Origin of the sequence: Cohnella sp. AR92 (assembly GCF_003990975.1) — a bacterium.
In the GTDB taxonomy this organism is placed as follows: domain Bacteria; phylum Bacillota; class Bacilli; order Paenibacillales; family Paenibacillaceae; genus Cohnella.
In genome coordinates, this window is the sequence record NZ_RZJR01000007.1 from 154,465 (window position 1) to 168,157 (window position 13,693).

At 58.3% G+C, this 13,693-nt stretch carries 12 protein-coding genes; 3 read left to right on the forward strand and 9 right to left on the reverse strand.

The features are described from left to right. The first annotated feature begins 183 nt into the window (after positions 1-183). Positions 184-1,350 carry an ROK family transcriptional regulator gene (locus ELR57_RS13055; protein ID WP_126959521.1) on the forward strand — a complete coding sequence of 389 codons (1,167 nt, stop codon included), beginning with the start codon at positions 184-186 and terminating at the stop codon, positions 1,348-1,350. Positions 1,351-1,513: 163 nt separating this feature from the next. Here ELR57_RS13055 and ELR57_RS13060 read toward each other — a convergent pair whose 3' ends face one another. The 3 genes from ELR57_RS13060 to ELR57_RS13070 form a co-directional block, all read right to left on the reverse strand. After that, positions 1,514-2,140 carry an FMN-dependent NADH-azoreductase gene (locus tag ELR57_RS13060; RefSeq protein WP_126959522.1) on the reverse strand — a complete coding sequence of 209 codons (627 nt, stop codon included), beginning with the start codon at positions 2,138-2,140 and terminating at the stop codon, positions 1,514-1,516. A gap of 222 nt (positions 2,141-2,362) precedes the next feature. After that, entirely contained in the window at positions 2,363-2,848 is a 486-nt protein-coding gene (locus ELR57_RS13065; protein WP_126959523.1) for an RrF2 family transcriptional regulator, read from the reverse strand. A gap of 228 nt (positions 2,849-3,076) precedes the next feature. Further along, the gene (locus ELR57_RS13070) at positions 3,077-4,300 is read right to left on the reverse strand and encodes an MFS transporter (RefSeq protein ID WP_126959524.1); all 1,224 of its coding nucleotides are present in this window, start codon (positions 4,298-4,300) and stop codon (positions 3,077-3,079) included. A 185-nt stretch (positions 4,301-4,485) separates the two neighbouring features. Between ELR57_RS13070 and ELR57_RS13075 the strand changes: the two genes are divergently transcribed. Further along, positions 4,486-5,478 (forward strand): acrylyl-CoA reductase family protein, encoded by a 993-nt coding sequence (locus ELR57_RS13075; protein ID WP_126959525.1) that lies wholly within the window; start codon positions 4,486-4,488, stop codon positions 5,476-5,478. Between the two features lie 80 nt (positions 5,479-5,558). Here the strand turns inward: ELR57_RS13075 and ELR57_RS13080 are convergent, their stop codons facing one another. The 6 genes from ELR57_RS13080 to ELR57_RS13105 all read right to left on the reverse strand — a co-directional run bounded on the left by ELR57_RS13080 (position 5,559) and on the right by ELR57_RS13105 (position 12,225). Then, complete coding sequence (locus tag ELR57_RS13080) at positions 5,559-6,242, reverse strand: queuosine precursor transporter (protein WP_126959526.1); 684 nt, start codon at positions 6,240-6,242, stop codon at positions 5,559-5,561. Between the two features lie 187 nt (positions 6,243-6,429). Next, positions 6,430-7,464 carry a DUF4179 domain-containing protein gene (locus tag ELR57_RS13085; RefSeq protein WP_126959527.1) on the reverse strand — a complete coding sequence of 345 codons (1,035 nt, stop codon included), beginning with the start codon at positions 7,462-7,464 and terminating at the stop codon, positions 6,430-6,432. Then, positions 7,433-7,933, reverse strand: a complete 501-nt coding sequence (locus ELR57_RS13090) for an RNA polymerase sigma factor (protein ID WP_126959528.1) — start codon at positions 7,931-7,933, stop codon at positions 7,433-7,435. The genes ELR57_RS13085 and ELR57_RS13090 overlap by 32 nt, the downstream gene beginning before the upstream one ends. A gap of 190 nt (positions 7,934-8,123) precedes the next feature. After that, entirely contained in the window at positions 8,124-9,074 is a 951-nt protein-coding gene (locus ELR57_RS13095) for an ROK family protein (RefSeq protein WP_126959529.1), read from the reverse strand. Between the two features lie 31 nt (positions 9,075-9,105). Further along, entirely contained in the window at positions 9,106-10,302 is a 1,197-nt protein-coding gene (locus ELR57_RS13100; protein ID WP_158630022.1) for an ROK family transcriptional regulator, read from the reverse strand. Positions 10,303-10,545: 243 nt separating this feature from the next. Further along, complete coding sequence (locus ELR57_RS13105) at positions 10,546-12,225, reverse strand: glycoside hydrolase family 13 protein (RefSeq protein WP_126959531.1); 1,680 nt, start codon at positions 12,223-12,225, stop codon at positions 10,546-10,548. 183 nt (positions 12,226-12,408) lie between these two features. On the opposite strand from ELR57_RS13105, the gene ELR57_RS13110 reads away from it, so the two are divergent. Continuing rightward, a complete protein-coding gene (locus ELR57_RS13110; protein ID WP_238162526.1) occupies positions 12,409-13,653 on the forward strand; it encodes a YCF48-related protein in 1,245 nt (414 codons plus the stop codon). Positions 13,654-13,693: the final 40 nt, after the last annotated feature.

Consider the following 13,693-nt stretch of genomic DNA (forward strand, 5'->3'; position numbering starts at 1 on the left):
CTTATCATTTCACCCGAGTGCCACTTGCCATGCATTAAGAATAACACTCAAAAGTTTGTTTGTCTATCCAATAAACAAAGTTGTCAACAAAATTTATTGTGGTATGATGGGAGGAAGATTATCCTTAATAGGATCGGACGGCAATCTGTCCCCATTCTGCTACGACAAGGAGCCATGCCAGGCATGACGAGAACAACGACGGGAGATCAGGCCCTGATCAAACGCATCAATACAGCCATCGTTCTGGAGGCTATTCTCCATGGGGAGCCCCTGTCCAGAGCCAAGATCTCGGAGCTTACCGGCTTGAATAAGGCCACCGTCTCTTCCCTTGTACAGGACCTGATCGATAACCGGTTGGTACGGGAGATAGGAACGGGCGTCTCCAGCGGGGGACGCAAGCCCGTGCTTCTGGAGTTCATCGCCACGGCCGGCTACGCGGTCGGCATCGATCTTGGCGTCAACTACTTGCACGGGGTTCTCACGGATCTGCGCGGAGCGATTATCGCCGAACGGACGGCTCCGCTTGTCGACTCTGATCCGGATGACGTATTCAACGTACTGCGCCCTTTCATTCAGAACTTGATATCGGAAGCGCCCTCCAGCCCCTTCGGAGTCGTCGGCATCGGCGTCGGCGTCCCGGGACTGGTCGACTCCTCCGGATCGGTGCTGTACGCTCCGAACATGAACTGGAGAGAGGTTCCGCTCAAAGATGCGCTCAGCCGGGCATTCGGCATTCCCGTGCTAATCGATAATGAAGCCAATGTAGGCGCGCTCGGGGAGATGATGCACGGCAGCGGACGCGGCATCTCCAATATGGTTTACGTCAGCGTCGGGATCGGCATCGGCACCGGCCTCATTCTTCAGCGAACGCTGTACAAGGGAGCTTCCGGGTTCTCGGGAGAGCTCGGCCATCTCTCGGTGGAAGCCCACGGCAAGCCCTGCCGCTGCGGCAATCGCGGCTGCTGGGAGCTGTACGCGTCCGAGCAGGCGCTGCTGGAGCAAGCAAGCGCGCTCGGTCGCGACGCGAACCTGGACGCTCTGCTCGCCGCGGCCGAGAGCGGGGACGAGACCGTTCGCCAGCTGCTCGCCGGCATCGGCGATTATCTGGGCGTAGGCATCGCCAATATCGTCAACATTTTCAATCCGGATGCCGTCATTATCGGCAATCGGATGAGCCGAGCGCAGCCTTGGATCGAGGAGACGGTCAGGCGAACGCTGGAGGAACGGGCGCTAGGCTTCCACCTTCGCGGGGTCCAGCTGCTCTTCGCCGAGCTTGGCGGCCGTTCCGCCGTCATGGGAGCCGCCGAGCTGGCCATCGCCGCTTTCTTCGATCGGCTGAAAGCGGGATGAATAGGCTTATGGGAACAGTCGCCTTTATCGGGCGGCTGTTTTTTCTATGTCTCCGCTGCAATGGCAAGCCAATATGCCAGACAGGGCATCCAGTCCGTAAAAAAGCTGCCCCGGAGGTCGCGAAGACCTTGCCCGAGGCAGCTTTCCATTTTGCTGTATTCGATTAGAAGCCGGCTGCAACCTTAGCTGCTTGAGCGACTCCGTCCGCGATGATCTGTTGCGCGCGGTCCGGGAATTGGTTGTGGCCTTCGACGATAACCGTCTCGATGTCCTTGATGCCCCAGAAGCCGAGCGTGTTCTTCACGTAGTTAACCGACATCTCGAGGCCGGCCATCGGTCCTTCGGAGTAAACGCCGCCGCGCGCGTTCAGGATGACGACCTTCTTGTCGCCGGCCAGGCCGACTGGGCCCTCTGCCGTGTACTTGAAAGTCTTGCCCGCTTGGTTCAGGTAGAACAGGTAAGTCAGGAGCTGAGCCGGAATCGTGAAGTTCCAGAGCGGGAAGGCGAAGACAACCTTGTCCGCTGCCAGGAATTGTTCCAGGTATCCGTTAGCGATGTCGGCAACCTTCTTCTCTTCGGCCGTAGGCTCGATTCCCTTGGACAGCTTGAAGAGGCCGGTCATCATATCGTTATCGTAGTAAGGAAGCTCCTTCTCGAACAGATCCAGTTCCGTGATCGTGTCGTTCGGGTTCTTCTCCTTGTAAGTGTTGACGAAAGATTCGTACAGCTTCACGCTGACCGCTTGGTCGGAAGGGCGGTTGTTTGCCTTGACGAACAATACATTAGCCATTATGCAATTCCTCCTAGGATGTAAAAAGTGTAAAAAATTTGCACAGTTAAATCGATACGGAAAAGCTCATTGAAACCAATACGATTTCCCACGAACTGTGTAACGACTGTACACAGTATAAAATAGACTTAGAAACTTTGTCAATAACAGTTACTTACTTTTCGCCGCTTGTACACTTTTCCGGCAACCCAGCACAAAGCCGATTAAAAAGAAGGGAGTCCCTCAGGACTCGGCGACAATAGCCTTCCCGCAGTCGGCATACACCTTCTGCACCAGATCGGCGATCGTCTTCTTCTCCAGGAACTCCATCAGCAATTCTTCGGTATCCCTCATGATTCCGCTAAAGGCATCTTTGATATCCGTACCGATGATGCCGTTTCCACTTGCTGTTTCCATTAGGCCCGTGCAGAGAGGTTCCGACATCTCCAACGCCCGGTAAACCTCGGCAAGCGTGATCGAATCCGGCGATTTGCGCAAGTAATAGCCGCCGTCACGGCCTTCCCTTGCTTCCACGATGTTCGCTTTAGCCAGTCTGGCCAGAATTCGACGCATAAGCGTCGCTTCCGTGCTTACCTTCAGAGCGATCTCGCCGCTCGGACAACGAACGTCGTTCTCGACGTGATGAGCCAGATAGACAAGCGACTGCAAAGCATATCCGAACCATCGAGGCGTCGCGATCGTCGCCGCCGCGCATTTATCATTCCTCATCGAAGCGTCCTCCATTCCAGGATGTTTACGTTCGCAGCACTGCGTTATTCTCATCATTATAGCTCATTGCGACGGAATATCCTATTCCAAAATCTATGGAAAAGAGCCCGAACAACTCCCCAAATAGCACGCAAGACTCTATAGCTGATTCCGATTGATTTGTACATAATTTCCAAAAAAGATAGCCTGCGGGGGCTATCTTAGGGCCGATCTAGGCATTCAAATCCGTTAAGCCGTCTTTTTCCTGTCCGAAGGAAGCAGCAGCGCCAGAAGGCCGATGAAGGGGAGAAAAGCGATGTTCTGCATCACGTTCGTCATCCCGAAGATATCCGCGGCTTTGCCCAGAACGACGGCGCCGATCGCCCCCATCCCGAACGCCAGCCCGGTCGTCAGGCCGGAGGCCAGCCCTACCTTGCTCGGCATCAGATGCTGGGCGTAGACGACCGCGACGGAGAAACCCGACAGAAGAATAAAGCCGAGCACCGCAATATCCAGATAAGACCAAGCAAGCGGCAGATACGGAAGCGAGAGGGAGAACGGGATGGCTCCGGCGATGGAGAGCACGATCATTTTCTTCAGGCCGATCTTATCCGCGAACACTCCTCCGAAGTAGGTTCCGAGCACCCCGGTGATCAGGAAGATGAATACAGGCACCTGCGCCTCGCTCTTCGACAGCCCGTAATGGTCGATCATAAAGAACTGGTAGTAGTTGCTGATGCCCGTGTGATACCAAGAGCGTCCGAAGACGATAAAGACGAGCAGCCCCATCGCCCATGCGACTTGCTTGCCGCTCAGGCTCATCGAAGAGACGACGGCCTTCTTCGCCGCCTTGGACTTGCCCTTCTCCCCAAGCTGCCTGCGATACCACGGCAAGATAAAATATAGCATGGCCGCGATGGCCGCCGCAGCGAACAAGCATCCCCACAGGGCTCCGATCTGGCCTAGGGGAACGAAGATGGCGAGCGCCATCAGAGGGGCCAGGGAGCTTCCCGCATTGCCTCCCACCTGGTAAACCGATTGGGCGAAGCCTCGGCGATTGCCCGCTGCCAGATAGACCACCCTCGAACCCTCCGGATGGAAAATCGCCGAGCCGAAGCCGATGAACATCGCCGCGACGAGCACGAACCAGAAGGACGGAGCGAACGCGATTCCGACCATGCCGAGGAAACTCAAGGTCATGCCGACGGTCATCAGGTAAGGCTTGGAGCTGCGGTCCGTGAAGGAGCCGACGACCGGCTGCAGCACCGAGGACGTCATGTTCAAGACGAACGTAATCCAGCCGACCTGCACGTAGCTGAGATGGAGGGATTCCTCCAGCACGGTGTACAGGGCGGGTACGACCGCTTGCATGGAGTCGTTCATCATATGGGAGAAGCTGATGGCGAGAAGAACGGGCATCACGGTAAGAGTGGCTGCCGTGGCCGCGTTTCTGCCTTCGGTGGTCGTTGACATCGTGGGTTAGCCTCCGATTGCACAGGCGCGCGAAGCGTCGTTTGTCAGTATCGCTAAGTTTAGAAGCGGTCTTCTTATTCGTCAACAGTCATTTTGTAAAATAGTTCGGATCGGCCAACCTTGGAAAAACGAGCATACGAGAGTATGATGAGGTGGACAAAGTTCAGGCAAAGGAGGGATCGACTATGCGCAGCTACCGAGCATTGACCGTCGATTGGAGAGGGGATTCGCTGGAGGCGGAGGTCCGCGAATACCGAAGCGAACAGCTTCCCGAAGGGGAGGTCACCATCCGGGTCGCTTATTCCGGAGTGAATTACAAGGACGGACTCGCCAGCATTCCGGAAGGTAAGATCGTCCGCAGTTATCCTCATATACCCGGCATTGACCTGGCGGGGACTGTGGCGGCTTCGGCGGATGCGAGATTTAAGGAAGGCGACGAGGTCCTGGTGACGGGATACGGGCTCGGAGTGTCCCATCCCGGCGGCTTCAGCGAGCTTGCCCGCGTGCCGGCGGCATGGGTCGTGCCTCTGCCGAAGGGGCTGACGGCCTTCGAGGCGATGGCGCTCGGCACCGCGGGCTTCACGGCGGCGCTCTCCATTCTGCGCCTGGAGGAGAACGGCCTGAAGCCGGGCCAAGGTCCGGTGCTCGTCGGCGGAGCTACCGGCGGCGTCGGAAGCTGGGCGGTCGCGCTGCTGTCGCGTTCCGGCTACGAGGTGACCGCCAGCACGCGCAAAAGCGCGGAAGCCGGCTTCCTGAAGGAGCTGGGCGCTTCCGAAACGATCTCCCCCGAACAGCTCTTGCTTCCATCGGGACGGCCGCTGGGCTCCGAGAAGTGGGCCGCGGCCGTCGATCCGGTCGGAGGGGGCTACCTGCCCTCCCTGCTCGGAACCGTTCGTTACGGCGGCTCGGTCGCGCTCAGCGGGCTGACGGGCGGAACCTCCTTCGAGGGAAGCGTCCTGCCGTTCATCCTTCGCGGCGTTAATCTCTTAGGCATCGACTCCGTGCAATGCCCGATGAACACGCGCCTCGAGGTATGGGAACGTCTCGGCGGCGAGTGGAAACCGGGGGGCGTCGCCGAAACGATCGCCCGCCGCATCACGCTGGCCGAATTGCCGGAAGAGCTTCGCCGCATCCTTCAAGGGCAAGCGAAGGGGCGAGCCGTCGTATCCCTTGAATAGAAGAAGAACGCGGAATGCCCCGCTCCCGAACGCGCCATGCGGGCGTCTCGGGAGCGGGGCATTTTTTCTCCAAGCCGAAATTACGATTCTTCCTTGAACTTGAAGCTTCTTGCGATATAGATGATAGGCGTGGAAGCGACCGAGATCACGAACTTGAGCACGTAAGTCGTCAGCGCGATCTCCCACCAGACTTCCCACGAATATTCGCCGATGAAGGCGATCGAGGTGAAGACCAGCGTATCGACCATCTGGCTGAGAATCGTGCTTCCGTTGTTGCGAATCCACAGCTGTCCGCGTCCGGGATAAGCTTTCTTCAGCCGGCTGAAGATCTTCACGTCGAGGAACTGGCTGATGAAGTACGCGGCTACGCTTCCCAATGCGATTCTCGGCATGAGCCCGAAGATCGTCTCCAGCGATTCCTGGGCGAAATCCTCCGTGCCAGGCTTGAAGACCAGCACCATCTGCATCATGATGAGCGACATCAGCATCGTGAAGAAGCCGAACCAGACCGCCTTCCTCGCTTCCTTCTCGCCGTACTTCTCGTTGAGCAAGTCCGTCGTCAGGTAGATCGTCGTGTAGATCGTGTTGCCGAGCGTCATCGCGATGCCGAACATCTCGATGTTCTTGACCACCTGAATGTTGGCCAGAACCGTCGCGGCTCCGATCCAGGCGTACAAACCGTTTTTCCCCAGCAAGCGGTAGCAGGCCAGGAACAGGGCGAAGTTGACGAGAACGAAAAAGACGCCCCAGAAGAAATTAAACATGACAAATAACCCTCCTAGTTTTGATAACGCGGGATGTTTACGAACCGCGGTCCTTGGTTGCGGACAATGGATAGAATTATATCATAGATTGCCGACAGGTCTAGCGAGAAGTTATGCCATTGGTTCGATTCACAACAATCCGGATCGCGATTGGCCGCGGCGTCTAATGATAGGGCAATGATATCGGCTAATTCTTGCCAAGAGGAACGACGGCTCCGAAAAATTCGATCGACTCGATCCGATCCGGCTGCAGAATCGGAAGAAACGGCTTCACGACCATCATGTCGCCAAGCGAGGGATGCGCTTGCGCCATGCCCGAGAAGACGGAGGTCGTCTCCGAGGTTCCGTCCTTGTAATGGATCGTAACCGGGTAATCGTCCGAAGATCGGCCATCCGGGCCTATCTCCGTTCCGGATCGTCTAGCCTCCTCCCAGATCTCCTCGAGAGAATCGCTGCGGAGGAACAAGGTGACGGAGATCGGCGAGACCGACAGGGCCTCCAGCGTCGCCTTATGGCCGTACAGCTGGACAGTCCGGTTCGCCTCGTACCTCTTCGAACCGTTCTTGAAGTCCAGCTTTATCGTAGTTTTCCATTCTCCCGGTTGAATCACCTCGTATTCGTCCGGGTAAGGCTCGGCCGCTTGCAGGTCCGTTACGGCTAATTCAGCCTCTTGCCCGGCCTCGGTGTTGTTGGCCTGGATGCTCATCACCAGGCAGATGCGGTTATCTCCCGGATTATCGTCCTCCAGCGAGTCGAAGCCGATTCCCGAAGAATCCACGCCTTGCATTCGCAAGGAACCATGGAATCGATATCGGGCCGCGTCCAGAACCGTCCCTTCAGGAGCGGTAAAATCCATCAGGATGTAAAGAAGGTTGCTGTCTCCCATGATCTGCTTCACGTGCAGCGTTCCGTCTTGGTTGGCGACCGTTTTATCGACGACATAGGCGCCGTTGGCCAAATACCGTTCTTGCTCTCCGTCGGATATGCCCAGATACTTCAGCCATTTGACATCCAACCCGAGCTGCGCTGCGGAATAAGCGGAAGTGACGAATAAGCACAGGACCGCCGCAATTGTTAGAATAATCGGCTTTGGGGATACTCGCGCGCGCTTCGGCTTGCCTCCCCCGCGATAAGCTTCCGCTATGTCGGAGAACAGTTTCTCCTTCCGGGCTTCCGTCGGCGTCAACTTCTCAAACAGTCCCTTCAGATCGCGCTCTTCCAATCCATCCCCCTCCGATCTCTTTGCGAAGCCGCTCTCGCCCTTTGGCCAATTGCGTCTGAATCGTGCTTTCCTTGCGCTGCAGCAGCCTGGAAATCTCTCTTACGGAATACTCCTCGTAATAGTACAGATACAGCACTTCCTTGTACTTGGCGGGAAGTCCGAGGAGCTTGGACAACAGCTCTCCTTCTCGGCCGCGAATCTCGCTATCGGCTGCCTCGGGAAGCTTCTCCAAATCCACCCGGCGCGATCTCCACCAGCTCTTGAGCATATCCTTGCAATGATTCTTGGCGACAACGATTAGCCAGGCCTTCTCGTGCTCCCGGTCTCTGAACTCGCGCTTGTCCCGAAGCGCCTTCATGAAGACGGACTGCACGGCATCGTCCGTATCGGCTCTATTCTTCAATAGAACGTAGCAGAGCCTGTACACCGTATCGACGTTGCGGCGATACAGCTCCTCGAATCCTTCCATCTCATCACCGCCTGCTAGTAACACGATCCAACTTTTAGAAATATCTTATCGCGCCTAGCTTTTTTTGCGCAAAAAAAAGAATCCGGCGAGATCGCTCGCACGGATTCCCTTCAGTAGCTGTGCCTAGGCGCGACATCCCCGCTCGTAAACCTAAAGCTTGAAGAACGCAGGAACGCGCGATCGCAAGAACTTAAGGACGCAGCATCAGAGCGGCGCCGACCGCCCCCGCCTGCGCGCCCAGCTTCGGCGCCGCGAACTTTACCCCGCGCCTCATCGGCTCGATCGCATGGGCTTCCAGGTACTCCCGCATCGGCTCGAGCAGAGGCTCGCCGATATGGGAGGCGCCGCCGCCCAGAATGATCACCTCGGGATTCGCGATGTGGATCGCGCTGACCATGCCCGCGCCGAGGGCGCGTCCGGCGCGGCGGAGCACCTCCAGCGCCAATCCGTCGCCTTGCTTCGCCGCCTCGCTGACGTGCCGCGAGTTGATCTTCTCCGCGTCTCCTCCGGCGAGCTCGATCAGCTTGCCGCCCCGTGCCGGATCCGCCGCTGCCGCCTCGCGGGCCGACCGTCCGATCGCCGTGCCGGAAGCGTACAGCTCCAGGCAACCGACGTTGCCGCACAGGCACTTCGCCCCCTGCCAGTCGATCGTGATGTGTCCGAGCTCCGCCGCGCTCGCATTGCGTCCGCGCATGAGCTTGCCGTCGCAGATAACGCCGCTGCCGATTCCCGTCGACACGGTGATGAACACGCAGTTGCGCGAGCCGATCCCCGCTCCCGCCTTCCATTCGCCGACGGCCGCCGCGTTCGCGTCGTTGTCGACGGTCACCTTGACGCCGAGCAGGCGTTCCAGCTCGCTTCCCAGCGGCACGTTCGTCCAGCCGAGATTCGAGGCGAACTCCACCGTTCCGGTATCCGGATCCAGCGTGCCCGCCGTCGCTACTCCGGCTCCCGCCAGCGAATAGTTGCCGCCCACCAGAACGTTCACCATATCGGCCATGGTCGCGATGATCGCTTCATGTCCTCTCGACGCTTCGGTCGGCCGCTCCTCGGATGCCAGCACCCGTCCCTCTTCGTCTACGATAACCGTCAATATTTTTGTCCCGCCGAGATCGATCCCCGCGTACACCTGCTTCAGCATGCCTTATCTTCCCCCTCCAATAATGGCTGTCTCAACCTAGGCTCGGCGCCTTGAACAGCTGCTTCAGAATGAAGGTAGCCGCCCCGTATAACGGGCCGCTATCCCCGTATTTCGATACGAGCAGACGCTCCGTCGAGACCGGAACCGCGAACGGAATGCGCTCCAGCTCCTCCGAAACCCGGCGCAGGATCAACTGCGAGCTCCTCATCCAGCCGTCTAACACGACAACCTCCGGGCTGACGAAGTTGACGGCCGTAGCGATCAATTGAGCGATCAGAGCGGCGCTTCGTTCGAAGAGCTCCCGGAATTCTCCGCTGCCCTCGCCAGCTTCGTATCTCGCGACGGCTTCCTCCGCCGAATTCGGGATCGGCCTGCCCAGCTTCCTTGCTTCCTGCCTGCTGCTCTCGAGAATGGCCGAAGAGGAAAGCTCCGTCTCCAAGCATCCTCTCTGCCCGCAGGAGCAGAGCTTGCCGTTGCGGAGAACGGGAATATGCCCGATCTCTCCTGCTCCTCCCTTGAAGCCTGCGAAAATCCGTCCATGCAGGATCAGCCCCGACCCGACGCCGCCGCCGATAAGGAGGTATAGCAAGTGATTTCTCCCCCTGCCGACGCCGGCGTAATGCTCCGCGAAAGCGGCGGCGTTGGAGTCGTTCAGAATCCGAACCGGAATCCCCGGATAACGTTGTTCCAGCAGCGACTTGAGCCGAAGCTCCTTGAGGTTCAGATGAACCGAATAAACCAGCGTCTCATCCGCCTCGTCGATGATTCCCGGCACCGAGACGCCGATCCCTTTGAGCTCCCCCGCCTTAAGTTCGGCAGCCTTCTCCGAGCAGTCGAGCATGGCCTCGCATATCCTGGCGGCTATCTCCTCGTTCCCGCTTCCTAGATTCGTTGTCTCATAGGACGCGATCAGCTTCCCGTGCATGTCCATGATGGCATAGCGAAGTCCTTCGCCGCTTAGAGACAATCCGGCCACATAACCTCCGGCGCCGTTGATTCGGAGCGCGATTCCTCTTCGGCCCGCACCGGCCGATGGCCTCTCTCCGACCTCGACCACCATTCGGGCGGCGATTAGCTCCTCCACCAGCGAGGAGACCGTCGTCGCGCTGAGCCGGGTGATCGTCTTCAGCTCGGCGCGCGACAGCGTTCCCCGGCGATGAAGCTCGTTCAGGATGACGGCGCTGTTGATCTCCTTCATCAACTGGAGATTCCCTTTGATCTCCGACACCTGCCGATCCCCCCATTCCTTCTTTGTCCTCATCCTATCATAAAAAATAAGTCCAGTGAACAAATTAATTACCAGTTGGCAGCCGACAGCGAGCAAACCGGCGCAGGTTCGGGCATGCTCCCTCATGCCTTCTGACTTGAGGATTCACTGCCCTTCCCTGCGCCGCCTCGAATAATCGTTCATCGGGCCGTCTACCACGCCAAAACGGGTTCGACGCCTTCTAAAAACCAGCCAAAAACAGCCTTACAACAAATACACCAGAGCCTCGTACGGCTTCAGCCGAATGCCGGAGCTCAGCTTCGACCTCGTTCCCGGCTCGCGATAGTTGCCGATCAGCAGCTCGGCCTCCGAACCGACCGCATCCGCGGGAGGATTCCATTCCGGCTCCCCTCCGTAGAAGTTCAGCGCGATGAGCAGCTTGCGTCCGTCAAGCGAGCGGGTATAGGCCAGCACTTCGGGGTGATCCCAATCCAGCATGTCGAAATCGCCGTAGACGATAATGTCGTGCTTCTTGCGAAGCTCGATCAGCTTGCGGTAATAGTGGAAAATCGAGTCCGGGTCCGCTACGGCTTCGGCCGCGTTCACCGTTCCGTAGTTGGGATTGATCGCAAGCCAAGGAGCGCCGGTCGTGAAGCCGCCGTTAGGGGAGTCGTCCCACTGGAACGGCGTCCGCGCGTTGTCGCGCCCTTTGGCATGGATGGATCGCAAGACCGCCGCCTCGTCGGCGCCGCCCTCCATCGCTTCCCGGTAATAATTCAGCGTCTCGATATCCCGATAGTCCGCGATCGAAGGGAAGCGCACGTTCGTCATCCCGATCTCTTCGCCCTGATAGATATATGGCGTGCCTTGCTGCATATGAAGGAAGGTCGCCAGCATTTTGGCAGACAAGACGCGGTACTCGCCGTCATCTCCGAACCTTGAGACCATGCGCGGCTGGTCATGATTGTTCATATACAGGCTGTTCCATCCTCTTCCGTTCAAGGAATGCTGCCACTTGTAGGTGACCTCCTTGAGCGCCTTCAGATGCCAAGGACGGACATCCCACTTGCCGTTCCCCGAATCCAGATCCATGTGCTCGAACTGGAACACCATGTTCACTTCCCCGCGCTCCGGCGCCGTATAGAGAGCCGCCTCCTCGGGCTGGACCCCCGGCATCTCTCCGACCGTCATGCAGTCGTACTTGGAGAGCACTTCCCGGTTCATCTCCTGCAGGAATTCGTGAATGCGCGGCCCGTCGGCGAAGTACTGCCCTCCCCATTGGAATCGGGATTCCGAATGGGAAGGGGCGTCCGGGTAAGCCTCGTCCTTCGAGATGTAGTTGATAACGTCCATGCGGAAGCCGTCGATCCCCTTGTCCAGCCACCACGTCATCATGTCGTACACTTCCTTGCGAAGCACGGGGTTATTCCAGTTCAGGTCCGGCTGCTTCCGGGAGAAAAGATGGAGGAAGTATTCGTCCGTCCGTTCGTCGTGCTTCCACGCCGAACCGCCGAACACCGATACCCAGTTGTTGGGCTCCGCTCCGTCCTTGCCCGGCTTCCAGATGTAATAGTCCCTCTTAGCGCTGATCTTGGACGCGCTCGATTCGACGAACCAAGCATGCTCGTCCGAGCTGTGGTTGACGACAAGGTCCATGATGAGCTTGATGCCGCGGGCATGCGCTTCCCTTAGGAACGTCTCCCAATCGGCCATCGTCCCGAACTCGGGAAGAATCGCCCGGTAATCGCGAATATCGTATCCATTGTCGTCATTGGGAGAATCATACACGGGACTGAGCCAGATGACGTCGACTCCGAGCGTCTTCAAGTAATCCAGCTTGCTCGTCATGCCCGGCAGATCGCCGATCCCGTCCCCGTCGCTGTCCATGAAGCTTCTAGGGTAAATCTGATAAACGACGCTTTCCTTCCACCATTGCCGATCCATCGCAATCGCCTCCACTAAGAGGATAAGCGATGGATCGGGCGTCCGCAATGACAGATCCGCTCGGCTTTTCCGCTATTGTGTCATGGGCGAAAGCCCTGCAACCGATTGGTTCGGAGAATCGTCTAATGGAGTACATAGCTAGAATCCTACAACTAGAAGAAGGAGGTGGTTGCCTTGTCCCGAATGAGATTGCCGAAGACAGGGCTTCTGCTTGCGCTTGCGGGGATGCTGATCGCATCCGGCTGTTCGAATTCATCCGGCAATTCCGCCGAGACCTCCTTGCCCCCTGCCAAGACTCCATCCGTTTCGTCCCCTTCGGCCGAGCCGACCGGGCAGGCTGCGTCCCCTTCCGGGCCTGCGGAGACCGGAGGGGGAGGAGCCGCTTCGAGCGAGCCTCCCGCCTCTCAAGTTCCTGCCACGGGGAAGATGGGGGAAGTAACGGCGCTAAGGCTGGCGGACGACCGGACCGGATGGGCGGGCGGCGAGGGATGGATCGCTCGGACGGATGACGGGGGTGCGACCTGGAACCAGCAATACTCCGAGCCTTATCAAGTGGTGCAGATCTTCGCCCTCAATGACAGCAAGGTGTGGGCAACGCTGGACATCGGAAGCTCCAAGGGCCTGCGGCTCATTCATTCCTCGAACGGAGGAAAGTCGTGGAGCGAGGTCGGCGTCGTGCCGAATCGAGGCTTCCTTCACTTCCTGAACGACAACGACGGCTTCGTCGGCAACGCCCGGACGAAGGATGGGGGAGCGACCTGGATCCAGTTGAAGACGCCGGAGAATACCGTAGGGGATGTTTACTTCCATGACTTGAACAACGGCTGGGCTGTTCAGAAGGGTAAAGGGAAGTTCACTTTCCTCCACAGCGCGGACGGCGGCAAGAGCTGGACGAAGATTCTATCTCGAGAGACGGACGTCGATCCGACGGGAGTCGCGATCCGCTCGACGGGCAAGGACGACGCCTGGATCGAAGTGGTCGGCGATACGGGCATGAATCAAACCTCCTACAGCCTGTTCCATACGAAGGACGGCGGCATGACCTGGACTCCCGCCATCGCCAAGGATACGGCCGGCGGGGGCCCGGCGCCCGGATTCACAGGCGACGCAAAGGGCAATTCCACGGGAACGGGCTCGAAGCCCGGGCAGCTGTACGCCGTCAATCCGTCCATCGCCTTCATGGGCGGCGACTGCCCGGCCTGCGACAACGGAACGTCGATCATGGCCACGGCCGACGGAGGCAACAGCTGGACCGCGAGCAAGCAAGAGTTCTCCGGTTACGGAGAAGGGCAAATCGCCGCCGTCGATGCCAAGCATGTCTGGCTGATCGCGACGGACTATACGGAACCGTCCGTCCTGTACACCTCGGACGATGGGGGAGTCTCCTGGAAGAAGATTCACGAGTTCGACAAACCCGATCATAAGTAGAAGAAAGCCGTACCTGGCCCAGGATGCCAGGTACGGCTTT